This window comes from Nonomuraea terrae (assembly GCF_004348995.1).
GTDB classification, from domain to species: Bacteria; Actinomycetota; Actinomycetes; order Streptosporangiales; family Streptosporangiaceae; genus Nonomuraea; species Nonomuraea terrae.
In genome coordinates this window covers 1-20,687 of the sequence record NZ_SMKQ01000167.1, presented here as the reverse complement: position 1 = coordinate 20,687, position 20,687 = coordinate 1, and the positions used below count along the sequence as shown (strand labels likewise).

At 71.7% G+C, this 20,687-nt stretch carries 18 protein-coding genes; 7 read left to right on the top strand and 11 right to left on the bottom strand.

Going from position 1 to position 20,687, the window contains the following annotated elements:
* From E1286_RS35315 to E1286_RS35280, 8 genes are all read right to left on the bottom strand, one after another.
* A partial coding sequence (locus E1286_RS35315; RefSeq protein ID WP_132619602.1) for an NADH-quinone oxidoreductase subunit A occupies positions 1-288 on the bottom strand: 288 nt, incomplete at its 3' end.
* Between the two features lie 54 nt (positions 289-342).
* Positions 343-1,080: a hypothetical protein gene (locus tag E1286_RS35310; RefSeq protein WP_132619600.1), complete on the bottom strand. Its 738-nt coding sequence runs from the start codon at positions 1,078-1,080 to the stop codon at positions 343-345.
* A 209-nt stretch (positions 1,081-1,289) separates the two neighbouring features.
* On the bottom strand, positions 1,290-1,811 hold the full coding sequence (locus tag E1286_RS35305) for a YybH family protein (RefSeq protein WP_132619598.1): 522 nt from the start codon (positions 1,809-1,811) through the stop codon (positions 1,290-1,292).
* Positions 1,812-2,152: 341 nt separating this feature from the next.
* Complete coding sequence (gene nirD, locus E1286_RS35300) at positions 2,153-2,524, bottom strand: nitrite reductase small subunit NirD (RefSeq protein WP_132619596.1); 372 nt, start codon at positions 2,522-2,524, stop codon at positions 2,153-2,155.
* On the bottom strand, positions 2,521-4,947 hold the full coding sequence (gene nirB / locus E1286_RS35295; protein ID WP_132619594.1) for a nitrite reductase large subunit NirB: 2,427 nt from the start codon (positions 4,945-4,947) through the stop codon (positions 2,521-2,523). Before nirB ends, nirD begins: the two co-directional genes overlap by 4 nt.
* Positions 4,944-6,350 (bottom strand): FAD-dependent oxidoreductase, encoded by a 1,407-nt coding sequence (locus E1286_RS35290; protein WP_132619592.1) that lies wholly within the window; start codon positions 6,348-6,350, stop codon positions 4,944-4,946. The genes nirB and E1286_RS35290 overlap by 4 nt, the downstream gene beginning before the upstream one ends.
* Complete coding sequence (locus E1286_RS35285; RefSeq protein ID WP_132619590.1) at positions 6,347-8,392, bottom strand: molybdopterin oxidoreductase family protein; 2,046 nt, start codon at positions 8,390-8,392, stop codon at positions 6,347-6,349. Before E1286_RS35285 ends, E1286_RS35290 begins: the two co-directional genes overlap by 4 nt.
* A 4-nt stretch (positions 8,393-8,396) precedes the next feature.
* Positions 8,397-9,707, bottom strand: coding sequence for an MFS transporter (locus tag E1286_RS35280; RefSeq protein ID WP_132619588.1), 1,311 nt, complete (start codon positions 9,705-9,707; stop codon positions 8,397-8,399).
* Between the two features lie 202 nt (positions 9,708-9,909).
* Between E1286_RS35280 and E1286_RS35275 the strand changes: the two genes are divergently transcribed.
* Complete coding sequence (locus tag E1286_RS35275; RefSeq protein WP_132619586.1) at positions 9,910-10,200, top strand: hypothetical protein; 291 nt, start codon at positions 9,910-9,912, stop codon at positions 10,198-10,200.
* 75 nt (positions 10,201-10,275) lie between these two features.
* Here E1286_RS35275 and E1286_RS35270 read toward each other — a convergent pair whose 3' ends face one another.
* A complete protein-coding gene (locus E1286_RS35270; RefSeq protein WP_132619584.1) occupies positions 10,276-10,752 on the bottom strand; it encodes a GNAT family N-acetyltransferase in 477 nt (158 codons plus the stop codon).
* A gap of 35 nt (positions 10,753-10,787) precedes the next feature.
* Here E1286_RS35270 and E1286_RS35265 point away from each other — a divergent pair, with 35 nt between their 5' ends.
* From E1286_RS35265 to E1286_RS35255, 3 genes are all read left to right on the top strand, one after another.
* Positions 10,788-11,558: a GNAT family N-acetyltransferase gene (locus E1286_RS35265; RefSeq protein WP_132619582.1), complete on the top strand. Its 771-nt coding sequence runs from the start codon at positions 10,788-10,790 to the stop codon at positions 11,556-11,558.
* An 80-nt stretch (positions 11,559-11,638) separates the two neighbouring features.
* On the top strand, positions 11,639-12,616 hold the full coding sequence (locus E1286_RS35260; RefSeq protein ID WP_132619580.1) for an aldo/keto reductase: 978 nt from the start codon (positions 11,639-11,641) through the stop codon (positions 12,614-12,616).
* A 549-nt stretch (positions 12,617-13,165) separates the two neighbouring features.
* A complete protein-coding gene (locus E1286_RS35255; RefSeq protein ID WP_132619578.1) occupies positions 13,166-16,399 on the top strand; it encodes a S8 family serine peptidase in 3,234 nt (1,077 codons plus the stop codon).
* A gap of 401 nt (positions 16,400-16,800) precedes the next feature.
* Here the strand turns inward: E1286_RS35255 and E1286_RS35250 are convergent, their stop codons facing one another.
* Positions 16,801-17,532, bottom strand: coding sequence for a DUF7873 family protein (locus tag E1286_RS35250; protein ID WP_132619576.1), 732 nt, complete (start codon positions 17,530-17,532; stop codon positions 16,801-16,803).
* A gap of 77 nt (positions 17,533-17,609) precedes the next feature.
* On the bottom strand, positions 17,610-18,086 hold the full coding sequence (locus E1286_RS35245) for an NUDIX domain-containing protein (RefSeq protein ID WP_281282810.1): 477 nt from the start codon (positions 18,084-18,086) through the stop codon (positions 17,610-17,612).
* Positions 18,087-18,238: 152 nt separating this feature from the next.
* On the opposite strand from E1286_RS35245, the gene E1286_RS35240 reads away from it, so the two are divergent.
* The 3 genes from E1286_RS35240 to E1286_RS35230 form a co-directional block, all read left to right on the top strand.
* Positions 18,239-19,078, top strand: coding sequence for a phosphotransferase (locus tag E1286_RS35240; protein ID WP_132619574.1), 840 nt, complete (start codon positions 18,239-18,241; stop codon positions 19,076-19,078).
* On the top strand, positions 19,071-20,315 hold the full coding sequence (locus tag E1286_RS35235; RefSeq protein WP_223190729.1) for a phosphodiester glycosidase family protein: 1,245 nt from the start codon (positions 19,071-19,073) through the stop codon (positions 20,313-20,315). The genes E1286_RS35240 and E1286_RS35235 overlap by 8 nt, the downstream gene beginning before the upstream one ends.
* A 107-nt stretch (positions 20,316-20,422) precedes the next feature.
* On the top strand, positions 20,423-20,687 hold a 265-nt coding region (locus E1286_RS35230), incomplete at its 3' end, for a hypothetical protein (RefSeq protein WP_223190727.1).

The following is a 20,687-nucleotide window of genomic DNA, read 5'->3' as shown; positions in this document are numbered from 1 at the left end:
CAGCAGCCCCAGGAACACGAACATCTCCACCACGGCCATGGGTCCGAGCTCGGCCACCACGACGGCCCACGGGTACATGAAGATCATCTCCATGTCGAAGGCCAGAAAGACCAGCGTCACGGTGTACCACCGCACGTGGAACCGGGACAGGGCGTGCTCACGGGGCCGCGCCCCCGACAGGAACGGCCCGGTCTCCGCGACGCTCCGGGGCGCGAGATGAGCCGCCACCGCGTACACCCCCGCGATCCCCACCGCGAGCAGCGCCACCAGCCCCAGCACCGCGCCCATGCCGCTCACCACCTTCTCACCGGGCGACTCGGGACGGAGGGCGTCGCGCGGCGCCTACCCGGAGATCGCGACGCCGTCCGCCGGCTCGCGGCGCCGTGAGAGGAGCGGCAGGCGCAGCGCGGCCACCGCGAGCGCCGCGCCACCGGCGGCGGCGAACAGCAGCGTGTACGCGGGCACCCCGCCGGCTCCGTCCGCACCCGCCGCCGAGCCCCCGGCATCGACCGGCCGCGCCGACGGGAGAGCACCGGCCTCGGAAGGAGTCGCCGGAGCCCCGGCAGCCTCGGCACCCTCGGACGACGGTGCGGCGGCCGGATCCGCCACCGGTACGGCGGGCGGGCGGATGGCTCCCCACGAGTCAGACCCGCCGATGTCACGGACGAGCTCCGGTGGGACCGGATCGATCGTCAGAGAGCCGGGGACGGTGAGCGTGCCGACCTCGTACGGCTCGAACAGGCCCTGCTCGGCGACCACCCGCCACACGCCCTGCGGCAGCACCACGGACGTGGCGTAGTGCCCCGCCTCGGGCAGGACCGTGCCGGCGAAACGCCTGCTCGTGCCGTCCTCCCGGACGAACCGCAGCGCGATGGGCCCCAGCTCGCCCTTCGGCGGGTGGGTGCCGTGCTGCAGCACCCAGAATCCCAGCGCGTACGACGTGCCGCTGTCGAACCGGGACGGCGGCGGGTCCAGGTACGTCACCGCCCACCCGCCCGACGCCGCCGCGGAGCCCGGACCGGCGAACACCCCTGACACCATCCCCGCCAACATGGCCAGCGCGACCACGATCGCCCTCATGGGACCACCTCCGGTGGTGATACACCGCAAGCCCTCCCGAGGTTCCGTTCAGCCGGACGAAATTAACCCGATATATCCAGACAAAAACCGTCACACCGGATAACGCGACAAAGAAAAGCGGGAGAGCGGAAAACACCCTCCCGCCTTTCTGCCGCCCTGGCCGGCCCCGGCCACTGGCCGTCCGAGGCGGACCGCCCTGGAAAGAGCAATCAGGACTGCTGGTTGGTCATGAGCTCCGAGATCTTCCACTCTCCGCCGTCCTGAGTGAGCACGAACAGCTCCCGGTGGGTCTCGTTGTCCTGCTTGCTCGTCGCGCGGACGACGCCGTTCTCGTTGCCGGCGGTACGCGCCTCGTCGATGGTGTGCGTGGCTTCCTTCTGGCCCTCCGCCTGCTGCTGGTACAGCCTGCGGATGGCCTGGGTGCCCTCGGCCGTCGGCTCGCCGTCCCAGGCGACGACCGCGTCGTCGGCGAAGGAGTCGACGACCTGGTCGACGTTGCCCGACTTCAGGGCGCTGAAGTAGTTCTGGACGGCCGTACGGGGATCCGTAGCCGGAGCCTGGTCCGTCGGCGACATGTCCGGCGACATGCCGGGCGATTCCATCTCGGTGGGCGGGACGGGGCTCGCCACCCCTTGCATGGCCTGCGTGGTACCCGCGGAGCAACCCGCGACGAGGAGGGCGGGGACTATCGCGGCCAGCAGGAGTGCCCTGCGTTGAGAGTTCTTGCTCATGGCCGCTTGATGCCCGCACTAGTCCGCGCCGAATGCCCGGTTTAGGCACTTCGCACAACGCCTTTACTCGCCAGTACTCACCATCACGGCTTACTGAAATTGGCGAGACCGTTCAGAGCTTCGATCGTTGCGCAATCGAGACCGGCGATCATGGTCGCGGGGATACCGTCCATCCAGTGCCGCGAATCGAGCCGAACACCGAACCACTCCCCAACCGCGAAGACGCCGCACGCTGCGAAAGCGTGGACTCCGGACGGCGTTGCGTGCTTCCCGCGGCCCATCGCAGCCCACACGTCTATCCCCCGCTGGAGATGGACCCGGTGTAGGGACGCGCACCGAGCCTAACCTGCCGCCACCGCCGTACGCAGCACTTCAGGGAAAACCGCCACTCCCCGCACGCTCACCTCCACGTTCCCGTCCGTCACCCGCGTGGCGTAGACGGGCACCGACGCACCCTCCTCGTCCAGGCACCGCCCGGTGACCAGGGAGAACACCTGTTTGTGCAGCGGCGAGGCGACCGTCGGCTCGCCCTTCCTGGTGCCGACGATGCCGCGCGAGAGCACGTACGCGCCGCTGAACGGGTCGAGGTTGTCCAGCGCGTGCAGGTCGCCGTCGTAGGTGCGGAAGACGGCGACCTGCACGCCGTCCACGAGGGCGCAGACCCCCCGCTCGGGCAGCAGCGCGTCGTAGGCGCAGATCCGGGTCCAGCTCATCGGGCCATCACCGGCTTGATCTGGCCGCGCTCGCTGGCGAAGACGATCGACGGGTCCGGCACGCCGGGGGCGTTGACGAAGCTGACGAACCTGCCCAGCTTCTCGGGGTCGTCCAGCGTGGCCCGCCACTCGTCGGCGTACGTGGCGACGTGCTGCCCCATCTGCGCGTCGAGGTCGGCGCAGATGCCGAGCGAGTCCTCCATGATGACCTCCCGCAGGTAGTCGAGGCCGCCGTCCAGCGACTCCAGCCACGCGGCGGTGCGCTGCAGCCGGTCGGCGGTGCGGACGTAGAACATCAGGAACCGGTCGATGGTCCGGATCAGCTCCTCGGTGCTCAGGTCCTTGGCCAGCAGGTCGGCGTGGCGGGGCTTGAAGCCGCCGTTGCCGCCGACGTACAGGTTCCAGCCCTGCTCGGTGGCGATGATGCCGAAGTCCTTCGAGCGGGCCTCGGCGCACTCGCGGGCGCAGCCGGAGACGGCCGACTTGAGCTTGTGCGGCGAGCGCAGCCCTCGGTAGCGCAGCTCCAGGGCGATGGCCAGGCCCACCGAGTCCTGCACGCCGTAGCGGCACCAGGTGGAGCCGACGCACGACTTCACCGTGCGCAGCGCCTTGCCGTACGCGTGCCCCGACTCGAACCCGGCCTCGACCAGCCGCCGCCAGATCTCCGGCAGCTGCTCGATCCGGGCGCCGAACAGGTCGATGCGCTGCCCGCCGGTGATCTTCGTGTAGAGGCCGAAGTCGCGGGCGACCTCGCCGATCACGATGAGCTTCTCGGGCGTGATCTCGCCGCCTGGGATGCGTGGCACGACCGAGTACGTGCCGTTCTTCTGGATGTTGGCCAGGAAGGCGTCGTTGGTGTCCTGAAGGGCGGCGCGCTCTCCTTCGAGCACGTGCCCGTTGTGCAGCGAGGCCAGGATCGAGGCGACGGCCGGCTTGCAGATGTCGCAGCCGCGCCCGTGCCCGTGCCCGGCGATGAGCTCGGAGAACGTCGTGATGCCGCGCACCCGTACGATGTCGAACAGCTCGGCCCGCGAGTACGCGAAGTGCTCGCACAACGCCTTGCTGACCTCGACGCCCGACTTCTCCAGCAGCTGCTTGAGCATCGGCACGCAGCTGCCGCAGGTCGTGCCGGCGCGGGTGCAGCCCTTGACGCCGGGCACGTCGGTGACGCCCTGGTCGGCGATGGCGGTGCGGATGTCGCCGGCGCACACGTTGTTGCAGGAGCAGACCTGCGCCTCGTCGGGCAGGTCGAGGGCGGCGCCCGCCCCGCTGAACAGCAGGTCCGACGGCGCGGCGGGCAGCTCCTTGCCCACGAACGGACGCAGTGCCGCGTACGGCGAGGCGTCGCCCACGCAGATGCCGCCGAGCAGCGTGCGCGCGTCGTCGCTGATGAACAACTTCTTGTAGACCCCGCCCACCGGGTCCATGTAGGTGACGTCGAGCGCCCCGTCCATCGCCCCGAACTGCGCCACCTCGACGCCGAGCAGCTTGAGCTTCGTGGACATGTCGGCGCCCTCGAAGGCCGCCGTGCCGCCCATGACCCGGTCGGCGGCGACCTCGGCCATCGTGTTGCACGGCCCGACGAGCCCGTAGACCATGCCACCGGCCAGCGCGCACTCGCCGACGGCGTAGACGGACGGGTCGGAGGTGCGCATCGCGGAGTCGACCACGATCCCGCCCCGCTCGCCCACGTCGAGCCCGCACGCCCTGGCCAGCTCGTCGCGCGGCCTGATGCCCGCGGAGAAGACCACGACCTGCGCCTCCAGCAGCGTGCCGTCCGGCTTGCGCAGCCCGGCGACCCGGCCGTCCGGGCCGGTGACGACCTCCTGGACGCCGGAGCCGGCGTGCACGCCCAGCCCGAGGGACTCGATGTGCCCCTTGAGCACCGAGCCGCCGCCCTCGTCGACCTGGCGGGGCATCAGCCAGGGGCTCATCTCGACGATGTGCGCCTTGAGCCCGAGCGCCCGCAGCGCGTCGGCGGCCTCCAGTCCGAGCAGCCCGCCGCCGACCACGACGCCCTCCACGGCGTCCTTCGCGGCCACCCTGATCGCGTCGAGGTCCTCGATGGTGCGGTAGACGAAGGCGTGCTCGGCCCCCGGCACCGGCGGCACGAACGGCGCCGACCCGGTGGCCAGCACGAGCACGTCGTACGGCTCGGCCCCGCCGTCGGCGGTGACCACCCGCTTGGCCGCCCGGTCGACGGCGGTGACCCGGGTGGCCAGCCGCGTCACGATCCCGTCGGGCACCGCGTACGTGAGCTCGTCGGCGCTCGTGCCCGACAGGTAGGACGTCAGGTGCACCCGGTCGTACGCCGGGCGCGGCTCCTCCCCGATCACGGTGACCCGCCCGTCGAACCCCTTGCCGGCGAGCGTCTCGACGAACCGCTGAGCCGCCGGCCCGTACCCCACGACGACGATGTTCATACCGAAGCCCCTTCCTGGATTCCCTCCTGGGAGCACAGCCACCCGACGATCCCCTCCACGGCGTCGCGGCAGGTGCCGCAGCCGGTCGTGGCCCTGGTGGCGGCGGCCACCCCGGCCACGTCGCGCGCGCCGGCCTCCCAGCACGCCCTGATCTGGCCCTTCGTCACGTTGTTGCAGTGGCAGACCTTGGCCGCGTCGGGCATCAGCGTCGGGCTGTCGGTGACGGGCGCCGACGCCAGCCCGGGGAACAGCAGCCCGGCGCGGTCGCCCGGCACCGGCCCGCCGCGGTCGAAGAGCTGGGTGAGCGTGCCGACGGCGTCGCTCTCGCCCAGCAGGATCGCGCCGACCAGACGGCCGTCACGGATGACGAGCTTCCTGTAGGTGCCGCGGGCCCGGTGGCTGAAGCGCACCACCTCGGCGTGCTCCTCGCCGAGCTGGGTCTCGCCCATCGCCGCCAGCTCGACGCTCTTGGCCTTCAGGCGGGTGACCAGGCGGGAGCCGCGGTAGAGGGCCTTGCCGCCGGTGATGACGTCGGCGGCCACGGCGGCCTGCTCCCAGGCGGGCGCGACCAGGCCGTAGACGGTGCCGTCGTGCTCGGCGCACTCGCCGATCGCGAAGATCGACGGGTCGTCGGTACGCAGCTCGTCGTCCACGACGACGCCGCGGCGCACCTCCAGCCCGGCCTCGGCGGCCAGGTTCGTGACGGGTCGCACGCCGCAGGCCAGCACGACCAGGTCGGCCTCGACCAGCTCGCCGGAGTCGAGCCGGACACCGTCCTCGTCCACGCCGGCGGCGATGACGCCGGTTCGCGTCCGGATGCCGAGCCCGGCCAGCGTCTCACCGAGCACCTCGCCCGCCTCGACGTCGAGCTGGCGTTCCATGAGGTGTCCCGCCAGGTGCAGCAGCGTGACAGGCAGGCCGCGCCCGGCCAGGCCGCGGGCCGCTTCGACGCCGAGCAGCCCGCCGCCGACGACCACGGCCCGGCCGGTCTTCTCGGCGGCCTGCAGGATGCGTTCGCAGTCGTCGAGCGTTCGGAACGGGATGGCCCGCTCCACGCCCGGGATCGGCGGCACGATCGCGTCACTGCCGGTGGCCAGCACCAGCAGGTCGTACGGCTCGCGCCGGCCGTCGTCGGTGACGACGTGCCGGGTCTCCCGGTCGATGTGCGCGACCGCGCTGCCGAAGACGGCGGTGACGCGGTTGGCGTCGTACCAGGAGGCGTCGAGGAGGCGCACCTGCTCGGGCCTGGAGCCGCCGGCCAGCACGTTCGACAGCAGCACCCGGTTGTACGGCCGGCATGACTCCGCGCCGAACACGGTGATCCTGATGTGCGGGTCCCGGGCGCGTACCTCGCTGACCAGCCGCGATCCGGCCATCCCGTTGCCCACGACGACGAGTCTCATGACAACCTCTCCACCCTGACCGCGCACACCTTGAACTCCGGCATCCGCGACGTGGGGTCGAGTGCCGGGTTGGTGAGCCGGTTGGCGCCCTCCCAGTGGAAGGGCATGAACACGGTGTCGCGCCTGATGGCGTCGCTGATCCTGGCCACGGCCTTGGTCTCGCCCCTCCTGCTGCTGACGCGCACGACGTCGCCGGCGGCGATGTCGAGTTGTTCGGCGAGGTCCGGGTGGAGCTCGACGTACGGCTCGGGCGCGGCCCGGACGAGCGGCGCGATCCTGCGCGTCTGGGCGCCGCTCTGGTAGTGGGCGAGCACCCGGCCGGTGCTGAGGTAGACGGGGTAGTCGTCGTCGGGCTCCTCGGCCGCCGGCCGGTGCTGCACCGGCAGGAACCGCGCGCGGCCGTCCGGGGTGGCGAAGGAGTCGAGGAACGGGCGGGGCGTTCCGGGGTGCTCCGGCGACGGGCACGGCCAGAAGACGCCGGTCTCGTCCGCGATCCGCTCGTAGGTGATGCCGGAGTAGTCGGCCGGGCCGCCCGCGCTGGCGCGGCGCAGCTCGTCGAAGACCTCGCCGGGGTCGGTCGCGAAGCGGTGGCCGAGCCGTTCGGCGAGCCCGGCGATGACGTCCAGGTCGCTGCGCACGCCCGGGGGCGGCGGGACGGCGCGGCGGCGCAGCAGGACGCGGCCTTCGAGGTTCGTCATGGTGCCCGTCTCCTCGGCCCACTGGGTGACGGGGAAGACGACGTCGGCCAGCACGGCGGTCTCCGACATGACGACGTCGCAGACCACCAGCAGGTCGAGAGCGCCGATGCGGGCGGCCACGCGCTCGGAGTCGGGGGCCGAGACGATCGGGTTCGACCCGAACAGCAGCAGCGCCTTCGGCCCGTCCGGGGTGCCGAGGGCGTCGAGCAGCTCGTACGCCGACCGCCCCGGCCCTGGGATGTCCTCGGCCGGGATCCCCCAGACGCCCGCCACGTGCTCGCGGGCCGCCGGATCGTCGATCTTGCGGTAGCCGGGGAGCTGGTCGGCCTTCTGGCCGTGCTCCCGGCCGCCCTGCCCGTTGCCCTGCCCCGTCACGCAGCCGTACCCGGAGCCGTGGGTGCCGGGCAGGCCGAGCGCGAGGGCCAGGTTGATGAACGCGGTCACCGTGTCGGTGCCCTTGGCGTGCTGCTCGGCGCCGCGCCCGGTCAGGACGTACGCGTTGCCCGCCGCGGCCAGGGCCCTGACCGCCTGCCGCATCCGGTAGACGGGCACGCCGGTGATCCGCTCGACCCGCTCGGGCCACCAGGAGGCCAGCGACGTGCGCACCTCCTCGAACCCGGTGGTCCTGGCGGCAACGTACGCCTCGTCCACCAGGTCCTCGGCGACGGCGAGGTGCAGCAGGCCGAGGGCCAGGGCCAGGTCGGTGCCGGGCGCGGGCTGCAGGTGCAGCCAGGCCAGCCTGGCCGTCTGGGTGCGCCGCGGGTCGATGACGATCAGCCGCGGCCCCGACAGATGGCGGACGAACGGCGGCATGGTCTCGGCGACGTTCCCGCCGGCCAGCAGCACGACGTCGGCCTCGGCCAGGTCCGTGATGGGGAACGGCATGCCGCGGTCCATGCCGAACGCCCTGAGTGAGGCGGCGGCGGCCGAGGACATGCAGAAGCGGCCGTTGTAGTCGATCTGGCTGGTGCCGAGCGCGACCCTGGCGAACTTGCCCAGCGCGTACGCCTTCTCGTTGGTCAGCCCGCCGCCGCCGAACACGGCCACGGCGTCGGGGCCGTGTTCGGCGCGGAGTGCGGACACCCGGTCGGCCACGTAGTCCAGCGCGACGTCCCAGGCGACGGGCTCACCGTGCAGGAGGGGCGTGGTCAGGCGCGCGCCGTTGGTGAGCAGCTCGCCCGCCGTCCACCCCTTCTGGCACAGCGCGCCCGAGGCGTTGGCCGGGGTGTCGGTCCTGGCAGCGATCGTCAGACCGGTGCCCATCTCCGGGCCCATCTCCGGGCCGATCTCCATGCCGCACTGCAGGGCGCAGTACGGGCAGTGCGTCTTCACCGGCTCGCTCATCCGATCAGACCCTGGCATGGGCGAGGCTGGCCACGACCCTGACGCCGACCTTGCGGGTGTAGCACCACCAGGTCAGGGCGAAGCAGCAGGCGTAGAAGGCGCAGAAGGCCAGCAGGGCGGGGCCGGGGGTGCCGGCCGCGGCGAACGACATGCCGAACGCCCGGTTGATGAGGAACCCGCCGAGCGCCCCGACCGCCGAGATGATGCCGATCGCGGCCGACGCCTGGCGCTTGCCGTACAACAGGGCCTCCTCGCCCTCGCCGCGCTCGGCGACGGCCTTGGCCTGGAAAATGGCCGGGATCATCCGGTACGTCGAGCCGTTGCCGATGCCGGAGGTGAGGAACAGGATCTGGAAGGCCAGGAAGAACAGCCAGAAGTTCCCGGAGCCGGCCGCCGTCCAGACGATCAGCACGCCGCCGCCCATCGCGGCGAAGTTCCACAGCGTGACGGGAGCTCCGCCGAGCCGGTCGGCCAGCCAGCCGCCGACCGGCCTGATCAGCGACCCGATCAGCGGCCCGGCGAAGGCCACCGCGGCGTACGGCGCACCGGGGAAGAGGCTCTGGCTGAGCAGCGGGAACGCGGTGGAGTAGCCGATGAACGACCCGAACGTGCCGATGTAGAGGAACGACATGATCCAGGTCTGGGCCTTGCCCGCCACCGCGAGCTGTTCGCGCGGGTCGGCCTTGGCGCTGGTGAGGTTGTCCATGAACAACCAGGCGCACCCGGCCGCCACGACGATGAACGGGATCCAGAACCACCCGGCGGCGGCCAGTCCGAGCGAGCCGATCACCAGCGGCATGACGAGCTGGACGGAGCTGACGCCGATGTTGCCGCCCGCCGCGTTCAGCCCCAGCGCGACGCCCTGCTTGTGGCGGGGGTAGAAGTAGGTGATGTTCGCCATGCTGGAGGCGAAGTTCCCGCCACCGACCCCGGCCAGCGCCGCGATCACCAGGAACATCCAGTACGGCGTCCCCGGCTGGTTCACCGCCACCCCGAGCAATACCGCCGGGATCAGCAGCAACAGCGCGCTCACCACGGTGAAGTTGCGCCCGCCGAACCGCGCCGGCCCGAACGTGTACGGCACCCGCAGCACCGAACCGATCAGGTTGGGCAGCGCGACGAGCCAGAAGAGCTGGTCGGTGGCGAACTCGTACGATCCCAGCCTGGTCGCCACGATGCTCCACAGCGTCCACACGGTGAAGCCGAGGTGCTCGGCCACGATCGAGAAGATCAGGTTGCGGCGGGCGACGCGCTTGCCTGAACTCTCCCAGAAGGCTGGGTCATCGGGGTGCCAGTCGGCGATCCAGCGCGCCATCGACCTCTCCTACGCTCGGCGTCCGGAATCCCCAAGCTAGGAAGCGCTCGTTACGCACTCTGACCGTGCGTGGCCGTGCGTTGGTTACGGGTGATTCACCGCGGTAACAAGCCGCGCACAACCGTCACGCGGGAAACATGCCGGAAATGATCGGTTAGCCCATGCCCCCTCGGGTAACAGGTGTCAGAGCAAGGGGGGGAACATGATCAAGAAGCTGCATCAGATGGGTGTGAAGTCCACCCACATGTATATGGCCGGCGTCGCGTCGATCGGACTGTCGTTCGCGACCTGGCTCATGTCCAAGAACACCGAGCAGGCGGGCCTGGACCGCGCCGACCGGTGGGGGATCTTCATCGGCGAGTGGGCGCCCACGTTCATGGCGATGGGCCTCGCGCTGCGCATGGAGGAGACCCACCGCGACCTCGAAGAGCCCGGCATGGGCATGTTCGAGCAGGCCGAAGCGGGCCGCGCCGCGACCCGCGCCGGCATTTAACGTCCAGGTCACGCAGGCCACGTCACCGTACGTGACCTGCGTGACGCTTGTCCGGGGCCGGTCGTCCCGAGGGCGTCAGTCGCGCCGGCCCGCCAGGCGCAGCAGGGGCTCGTCGGTCAGCCGGTACCTGCGCCAGTCGTCCTGGTCGACCGCGCCGAGCTTCTCGTAGAACCGGATCGACGGCTCGTTCCAGTCGAGGACCGACCATTCCAGCCGCTGGTAGCCGCGTTCGGCGCAGATCTCCGCCAACCGCCTCATCAGCGCGACACCGTGACCGCCGCCGCGGTGCCGCGGGCGTACGTACAGGTCCTCCAGGTAGATGCCGTGCACGCCGCGCCAGGTCGAGAACGTCAGGAACCACAGCGCGAACCCGACCACCTCGCCGTCCTGCTCGGCGATGTGCGCGAAGGCCGCCGGGTGGTCGCGGAAGAGCGTGTCGCGCAGTTGCTCCTCGGTCACGCGCACCTCGTGGGCGGCCTTCTCGTAGTCGGCGAGCTCGTGGATCATGCTCAGGATTTCGGGCACGTCGGCGGTCTTGGCAGGGCGAATCATGACCATCAGCGTACTGTCCGTTAAAGTACGCGTTCGTGCGTGAATCCCTCCTCCAAGCGTACGACAGGACCCGCCGGTGGATCCCCGGCACGAGCCCGGACGGGCTGGCGTACGAGCTGGACGGGCCGCTGCTGCGGGTCACCGGCATGGCCAGGGGCTTCGTGGAGGGGCCGCCGGTGCTGGAGCAGGAGGGGCTCGACGAGCTGATCGCCCGGCAGTGCGCGTACTTCGCGGCCCGCGGCGAGAGCTTCGAGTGGAAGACCCGCGGCCACGACCTGCCCGCCGACCTGCCGGAGCGGCTCACGCGCGCCGGCTTCGCCCCCGAGCCGCCGGAGTCGGTGCTGATCGGCGCGGCGAAGGAGATGACCGGGGAGCCGCCGCTGCCGGACGGCGTGACGATCCGCCGGGTCACCGCGCCCGCCGACCTGCGGGCGATCGCCGCGATGGAGTCGGCCGTCTGGGGCGACGACCACGGGTGGCTGGCCGACGACCTGATCCGGCGCGTCGGCGAGGGCCCGGACGCGATCGCCGTCCTGGTGGCCGAGGCCGGGGACCGGGTGGTGTCGGCCGCCTGGCTCGTGCACAAGCCCGGCACCGGCTTCGCCGGCCTGTGGGGCGGCTCGACGCTGGAGGAATGGCGGGGCCGCGGCCTCTACCGCGCCCTCGTCGCCCGCCGCGCCCGGCTCGCCGTGGCGGCGGGGGTGGAGCATCTCCAGGTGGACACCTCGGAGGACAGCCGGCCGATCCTGCAGCGTCTCGGCTTCCACGCCGTCACCACGACCACGCCGTACGTCTGGCGACCCTGACACCCCGGCGCAACTCGTCTCCCCTCTTCCGGGACACTGGTGCTGCTTGCCGTCTTCGCATGTGAGAAAGGTTGACTGCCATGGAACACCGCGTGTTGGGACGCACCGGGCGTGAGGTCGGCGTGGTCGGGCTCGGCGCCTGGCAGCTGGGCGCCGACTGGGGCCAGGTTTCCGAGGACGACGCGTTCGCCACGCTTCAGGCGGCGGTGGACGCGGGCGTCACCTTCATCGACACCGCCGACGTGTACGGCGACGGGCGCAGCGAGCAGATCGTCGGCCGCTTCGCCAAGAGCCGCCCCGAGCTGACCGTGGCCAGCAAGATGGGCCGCAGGCTGGAGCAGATCCCGGCCAACTACGTGATGTCCAACTTCCGCGCCTGGAACGAGCGCTCCCGCCGCAACCTCGGCGTTGACACCGTCGACCTGGTCCAGCTGCACTGCCCGCCGACGCCGGTCTACTCGACCGACGCCGTGTACGACGCGCTCGACACCCTGGTGTCGGAGAAGAAGATCGCCGCGTACGGCGTCAGCGTGGAGACGTGCGAGGAGGCCCTGACCGCGATCGCCCGGCCGGGGGTGGCGACCGTGCAGATCATCCTGAACGCGTTCCGCCTCAAGCCGCTGGAGCAGGTGCTGCCGGCCGTCCGCGCCGCCGGGGTCGGCATCATCGCGCGCGTCCCGCTGGCCAGCGGCCTGCTGTCGGGCAGGTACGACGAGCACACGACGTTCGCCGCCGACGACCACCGGGCGTTCAACCGGCACGGGGAGGCGTTCGACGTCGGTGAGACGTTCTCGGGCGTCGACTTCGCCACCGGCCTGGAGGCAGTCCGCCGCCTGGCCCCCCTGGTGCCCGAGGGCGTGACCATGGCCCAGTTCGCCCTCCGCTGGATCCTCGACCAGGAGGGCGTCTCGGTGGTGATCCCCGGCGCCCGCAACCCGGCCCAGGCCACCGCCAACGCCACCGCCGCCGCCCTCGCGCCCCTGGACCCGGCCACCCACGCCGCCATCCGCACGATCTACGACGACCTGATCCGCCCCCAGGTCCACCACCGCTGGTAATCCCTCGTGCGCGACGCGGGCTGCCCCCCTTCGGGCGCGGCCCGCGCCGCACCCGACCCCCCTTCGCAGCGCTGTCGCCGTCCGCCCGCTCGCCTGCCGATGGCCACCACCGCCACACTCCCCGTCACGATTCCGTGCCGCGCCCGCTCGTGGGCAGCGCCCGCCGACACGACGCCCGTGAGTCGCGTCGGCGAACCGATCGAGTGCGATCCCAACACCGCGAGCGCCGCTACCGTGCCCGGGCCCCCCTTCATGGCTGCCCAAACTCTCCCGCGCCGTGCCGGCCCTTCCGGGGATCCCGCGCTCGCTTCGGGCGCATCTACTCCTCGCCAGGAGTCAGGGGCGACTGTTATCTGATCTTGGTGTGATCGATACATCAACTGTCACATATCACAGTAAATTTCACTTGCTTCCCAAAGCGACAGATAGACCCCATTAGCGCCAAAGCTGCGAAGAGGTCCTCTGTGCAGCCCCCTCAGACGGGTCCAGCTGCCGTCCGGGGATCCGGGGCGGTGTGCCGTCCCGTCCTGTATCCCCCACGGAGCCCCCATGCGACAACGCCGTACTCTTCACGGCGCGCTCGTCCTCGTCACCGCCTCACTCGTCGCCGCCACCCCGGGCATCGCCACCGCCGAACCGGGACCGCCACCCGCGCGGGCGGACCAGGCCGCCGAGGCGCAACCCAGGACGCTCACCCTCATCACCGGAGACCGGGTCACCTCCGCCGGCGGCCGGATCACCGTCCAGCCCCGCAAGGGCGTGCAGTTCGTCCGCTTCGGTGACGGCGAGCACCAGTACGTCATGCCCACCGACGCGATCCCCCTGCTGCGCGCCGACCGGCTCGACCGGCGGCTGTTCGACGTGGCGGAGCTGTTCGCCGGCGACTACGACCGGCTCCCCCGGCTCCCGCTCATCGTGTCGGACTCCTCCGTCACCCGCGGCCTGTCCGCCGACCGCAGGCTCCCCGCGGTCGACGGTTTCTCCGCCAAGGTCGCGACCGACGACCTCGCCCAGCGCTGGGCGACCCTGAAGACGTCACTCACCAGCGGGAAGATCTGGCTGGACGGGCAGCGCAGCCTCTCCCTCGACGTCAGCGTGCCGCGTACGGGCGCCCCCACCGCGTGGGCGCAGGGCCTCGACGGCACCGGCGTGACGGTCGCGGTCCTGGACAGCGGCGTCGACGACACCCACCCCGACCTCGCCGGCAAGGTGACCGCGCGCCGGAACTTCGTCCAGGACTACGAGGGCGACAGCGACCTGAACGGCCACGGCACCCACGTCGCCTCCACGGTCGCCGGCAGCGGCGCGGCCTCCGGCGGGAAGTACAAGGGCGTCGCGCCCGGCGTTGCCCTGCTGGACGGCAAGGTCTGCTTCAACTACCTCGGCCGCGGCGCCTGCCCCGAGTCGTCGATCCTCGAAGGCATGCAGTGGGCGGCCCAGTCCGGCGCCCAGGTGGTCAACATGAGCCTCGGCGCCGACGACACCCCCGGTGTCGACCCGCTGGAGGCCGCGGTAGGCGACCTCAGCGCCGAGTACGGCACCCTCTTCGTGGTCGCGGCCGGCAACGTCGGCGCCGAGCAGTCGATCGGCTCGCCGGCCTCCGCCGACGCGGCGCTCGCGGTCGGCGCCGTCACCAAGACCGGCGTGGTCGACAGCTACTCCAGCCGCGGCCCCCGCCTCGACGACTACGGCGTCAAGCCGGAGATCACCGCTCCGGGCACCGACATCGTCGCCGCCCGCAGCTCCACCAGCGAAGCCGGGTCCCCCGGCGACCCGTACGTCTCGTTCACCGGCACGTCGATGGCCACCCCGCACGTGGCGGGCGCCGCGGCCATCCTCGCCCAGGCGCACCCGGACTGGACGGCCCAGCAGCGCAAGTCGGCGCTCGTGGGCGCCGCCCGGCCGAACCCGGACTTCGGCGTGTTCGACCAGGGCGCCGGTGAGCTCGACATCGTCCGCGCGCTGAGGCAGCCGGTCAGCGCCGCGCCGGCCGCGGTCAACGTCGGCTTCCAGAAGTACCCGCAGAGCGACGAGACCCTCGTGCGCGCGGTGACGTACCGCAACGCCTCCGACACCCCGGTTACCCTCAAGCTCGCGCTGGACACCGCCGCGCCGTCCGGCCTGTTCTCCCTGAGCGCGGAGTCGGTGACCGTGCCGGCCCGCGGACAGGTCTCCGTCGAGCTGCGCACCGCGGTCGGCGCCGCCGGCAGCGCGTACGGCGTCTTCTCGGGCCGCCTGGTGGCGAGCGCCGAAGGAGTCAGCGTGCAGACGCCGTTCAGCGTCTTCCGCGAGCAGCCGAGCGCGGACCTCAGGGTGACCACGCTGGACCGCACGGGCGCGCCGGCCGCGCAGTCGGTCACCATGATCGCCGATCACTCCGACTACGACGCGTTCTACCTGATGGAGCCGGAGGGCACGTTCCGGCTGCCGTATGGCACGTACTTCGTCGGCACGGTGATGACCGGCGACGACGGCACCTCCACCGTGGTCACCGACCCCGTCCTCAGCGTCAAGCAGGACACCGACCTCGTGCTGGACGGCCGCAAGGCCCGCCCGGTGGACATCACCATGCCGGAGCCGGAGGCGGCCCCCGTGGCGGTCTCGGTGGAGACCGAGCAGCCCGGCGCCGTGCGCAGCATGCTGGCCACCATCACCGGCGGCTCCCCCGGCTCCATCTACACCGCCGACCAGTCGTCGCAGGCGACGCCGGAGCTGTCCACCGTCGTGAGCGCCTTGTTCGCCAAGCCGGACGGCGACGGCGGCTTCACCGGCACCCCGTACGTCTACCAGTCCGGCTGGCGCCTCGCCGGGTCGTACACCACCGGCTTCACCCGCCACGTGACGAGCCGGGACCTGGCGAAGGTCAGCACCGAGTACGCGGCCAACGCCCCGGGCGCCATGGGATGGCGGAACAACACCCCGGTCGTCCCCGGCGTGTCGTACCCGACCGGGTACGACCTGCCGCCGGTCTCGCTCCCCTCGACACGCACGGAGTACTTCGCGGGCGACGTCTCCTGGCAGTCGTCCTTCACCGAGGGCGTGGAGACGGAGAGCTGGCCCACGCCGCTGACCCGGCTCGCCAAGCAGGCGACCGCCTACCCGGCCGGCAGCCAGTCCACCGAGCGCTGGAACGGCGCCGTGTTCGGCCTGCCGATGACGCCGGCGCTGCCCCCGTATCCGACCGTGGAACGGCGGGGCGACGAGCTGGTGCTCCGGCTCGGCGGGTACGCGGACGGCGCGGGACACGTGGGCTCCGCGGACGTCGACTACGGCGGCCAGCACCTCGCGGTCCTGCGGGACGGCAAGCTGGTCGAGGAGCGCGACGACGCGCTGGTCGGCATCGACGTCGACCCGTCGCCGGGCCGGTACCGCGTCGAGTACAGCGTGACGGCCCCGTCGCTGCGGCTGTCCACGCGGCGCGAGACGGTGCTGGAGTTCACCTCGGAGCACGCCGACGCGAGCGTGACCCCGCCGCTCACCGCCGTCGGCTTCGCCCCGGAGCTGAGCCTCGACAACTCCGCCAAGCCGCACCGGAGCATGCGCATCCCGCTCACGTTCACCCGTCAGGGCCCCGCCGGAGACGTCCGCGCGGCCGAGGCCGAGTTCTCGTACGACGACGGCGCCACCTGGCACGAGGCTCCGGTCACGGGGCACGCCGGCACGTGGACCGCCCGCGTCAAGAATCCCTCCGCCCCGGGCTACGTCTCGCTGCGCGGCCACGCCGTGGACGCCTCCGGCAACGAGGTCACCTCGACGGTGATCCGCGCCTACGAGGTCAAGTAACCCCGGAAGACGGCAGCGGCCCCCCGGACTACCCAAGCCGGGGGGCCTGAACGGTGCCGCCATGTACGGCGCCAGCGGCGTTTAAGAGGGCAGGTCAGTCATGACGACGTGTGCTCTACCATTGGGCCACCGGGGCACGTAGAGCCCCGGGCCGGATTCGAACCGGCATCTCAACGATCACAGCCCACCCTCGGTCGATCTGGCGCTCGACGGTCAATGCTGAGGCTAGAGCGAGAATCTGAGTCTGATCGGCTGCCTCTTCCCCTTGGGCCACCCGGGCGCGTGTGCCCGGGGGAGGATTCGAACCCCCACTGTCACCGTTCGTCAGCTTCAGCCTGAGCTTCAGCTTCGCGCTTTCGCGCACCCCGTCGCTCAAACGGGGAGTCCCATGCTAGGCGAAATCAGGCGAACAGGTAACGGAATACCGCCGCGCCGATCTCGCGCTCCTCGGCCTCCGTGCCGTTGGCCTCCTCGCGGGCGTACTTCACCGCGTCCTGCAGCTTCTGCACCCGGGCGAGCAGCTCGTTGACGCGCCGGGCCGGCAGCGCTCCGGAGAACGCCGTCTTCGTCCAGTAGCCGACGACGACGTCCTCGGTGAAGACCTGGACCTGCGCCGGGTGCTTGTCGGTCGCCTCGGCCAGCACGTGGTTGCGCGGGACCTTCTTCGTCCGGGTGGTCTTGACCGGCTCGGTCCGCCACGTCTCCGCGTTGTCGTCGAACGTCCACGTCTCCGCCGGGTCCAGCGTCGGCAGCTTCGCCACGAACGTGTGCAGGTCGACGAGCTGCTTCTCCAGGAACAGCAGGTACGTCACCGGCACGTCGCGCAGCAGGGTCTGCCCGTCCACCACCACGTCGGACCTGGCGACCGTGTTCGTCCAGTCCTTGGCCGCGGTCACGTCGAACAGCCTGGTCAGGGCCTTGGCCACGTCGGCGAGGACCTCCTCCGCCTTCACCTGCACGCGGGTGGACTCCGGCGGAAGCTGCTCGCCCTCGTCGTCGATCGGCTGGTAGGTGCGCGACAGGCCCGACAGCAGGGGCGCCTTCTGGATGGCGTGGTAGGCGTCGGTGACCGCACGCTGGCTGCCGGCCTTGACGCCCTTCTCCACGGCGAGGATCTGGTTCAGCTTCGCCACGGGCGAGGTCCGTTCATGAGGGATTCGAGTGGAACACGGCAAAGCTACAGTGATCGCCCCGTTGATCCGCAATTCATTTAGCCGGACGCGATGGCCCGCCCGTGCTCCAGGTAGACCGTCTCGCCCAGCTCCCGAGCGGTCACGGCGGCCTTGACCCGGCGGGCCATCCGCTCGATCAGCAGTTCCTCCAGCTCGTCGGCCGGATGGAAGGCGTACGCGCTCAGCTCGCCGTCGGCGAACCTGATCCGCCCGAGTGTCTCACCGTCGAGCTCACCGCCGTCGAACACGAAGAGGATCGTGTCGCCGTGGTCGGGGTGGGGTGCCCAGTCGGCCACGAGCAGGCGGCCGATGGACGGTTCGACGCCCAGCTCCTCGCGCACTTCCCGCACACACGCCTCGTAGGGCGTCTCGCCGGGCTCGACACAGCCGCCGGGGATGTCGCGCTCCGGTTTGTAGACGGGCTGCACCAGCATCACCCGGCCTTCGTCGTCGAAGAACAACGCCCCGGCGGCGGCTCGGGCCCGGGCGAGCTGCGGCATGTCGTGATCTCCCACATTCCCGACCTTACGCGTCTGCCGGCCGGCCGGGCCATGAGAGCGCCAACGGACGGTCACGGTACGTTCCCGATGCGTCTATCATCTGCCTGGCTCACATCGCCCCGGTGACGACCGGCCGCGTTCAGGTTCGCAGAGAGAGTGCCCGACGTATGAGTGACCAGGTCCCCGGCGACCTGCTGGAGATCGCCGACGCACTCGTGCCCCGAGCCGCCCTCGGCACGGCGCGGCTCGCGAGGGGCGGGATGCACGACGTCGTCCTGCTGCCCGGGGTCGCGGCCGTGCGCGTCAGCCGACGCCCTTCAGGGGCCGAGGCCCTGCCCCGCCGTACGGAGATGCTGCGGGTGATCGGGGCCGCCGGGCTGCCGTTCGCCGTCCCGGAGCCGCTGACGCCGGTGCGGACGTTCGGGGAGCGCGCGGCCGTCGCCGTGTCGTGGATCGACGGCGCCGGGCTGCCCGAAGGCCAGGGCGATCCGGCGCGGATCGGCGAGCTGCTCCAGACCCTGCGCGAGCTGCCCGTCACTCCGGAGCTGCGCGCCGTGCTGCCCGTGACCCGCGAGCACGACTGGGCGCGGATCCTGGCCGAGGAGGTCATCCCCCGCTTCCCCGCCGAATGGCGGGCCGAGGGCCGTCGCCGGCTGGAGGCCGCCCTGGCGCTGGAGCCGGTCCCCGACGCGCTGGTCCACGGCGATCTCTGCGGGGAGAACGTGCGGTGGAGCCAGGACGGCAAGCTGGTCGGCGTGCTCGACTGGGACCGCGCCCACCTGTTCGACCCCGCGATCGACGCCGCCTTCATGGCCTGGCACGGCTGGGACACCCTCCGCCGCGCCGTCGACGGCGAGACCTACCGCCGCGCCCGCGTGTGGGACGCCGCGTTCGGCGTCAACCACCTGGTCGCCGTCCTGGAGCTCGGCGGCAGGCCGCTGATCCACGTGGACAACTACGTGGAGCACATCGTCGCCTGGCTGGAACAGGACGCCCCCCGTGCGTAGGTCGCTGATCCGCGCCACAGCGGCCTTGCTGGCCGTTGCCCTCCTCCCGACCGGCCGGGCCGCGAGCGCCGAGGCCGCCGTCCCCTTGGGCGCCGAAGGTCTGGCGGAGACCCGCACCACCCGGGCCCTGGCCGACGGCGTCACGCTGACCCGCATCGTCCGGGGCGCCGGCCGCGCGTCGACCGACGAGATCAACACCACCACCCGCGGTCCCTGGGTGATCAACGTACTGACGATCGACCCCGCCGAGACCCGCGGCCACCTGAGGGCCACCTACGGCCCCGACCTGGCCGGGACGGAGACGACCACCGACCTCGTCCGCTCGTCCGGCGCGCTGGCCGGGATCAACGCCTCGTTCTTCACCTTCTCCGCGAACCCCGAGTACCGCGGCGACCCGGTCGGCCTCGGCCTGTACGACGGGAAGCTCCTCAGCGAGCCCACCACCAACCCCGACGAGGCCGACTTCGTCGTGGACGCCGACACCAACCGCGTCCTCGTCGGCCGGCTGAGCTGGTCGGGCAGCGTCCGGAACGAGCGGACCGGCGCCACGCTGCCGCTGGAGTATCTCAACCATCCGCCGGCGGTCCCGGCCTCGTGCGCCGAGCTTGACGACCCGACCGAGTGCGCGGCGGCGGGCAGCGTGGTCCGGTTCGACCCCGAGTTCGCCGCCGCCACGCCCTCGGGGCCGGGCGTGGAGGTCGTGCTCGACGACCGCGGCTGCGTGGTGGACACCTTCAAAACCCGTGGCAGGAAGCTGGCCGACGACCAGACGTCCCTCCAGGCCACCGGCCGCGACGCGGCGGCCCTGCTGAGGGTGGCCGCGGACGGCTGCCTCAAGGAGACCTCGACACTGGTCGACGAGGACGGCGACGAGGTGCCGGCAGGCGGCGCGCTGTTCGGCGTTACCGGCCGCTACCGGCTCCTGGCGGACGGCGAGAGCGCGGTCCCTCCCGGCTCCGGCGGCCTCTACGGCCGAAACCCCCGCACCATCGTGGGCGCGGCCGAGGACGGCCGGATCATGCTGGCCACCATCGACGGCCGGATGGCCACCAGCGTCGGCACCACGCTGGCCGAGACGGCCGCCGTCGCCCGGGCGCTCGGCATGCACGACGCGATCAACCTCGACGGGGGCGGCTCGGCCACCATGTCGGTCAAGGGCGAGCTGGTCAACAAGCCTTGCGGATCACGCGAACGCGCCGTCGGCGACGCCCTCGTCTTCGTGAACTCCCGCCCCTGACCTTCATCTGAACAGCCGTCCGGTGGATCAGTAAATTCACCCGTACGTCACTCTGAGCACAATCGTCACACCAGTCGCCGTTCGCCCGAGCCGATCAAGCTCGGGGCATGATCGACACCCTCTTCCTGGGCGGCGTGAAACGCGCCGCGGCGGCCACGACGATGGCCGCCACGGCTCTGCTGGGCCTGGCCCTCGCCCCGACCGCCCACGCCGCGAGCGCCGACACCGCCCTCCCGCTGGGCGACGCCGACCTGGCGGAGACCCGCACCACGCAGACCCTGGCCGACGGCGTCACGCTGACCCGCATCGTCCGCGGCACCGACCCCGCCCCGGCCGACCAGATCAACACCACCCCCCGCGGCCCCTGGGTGG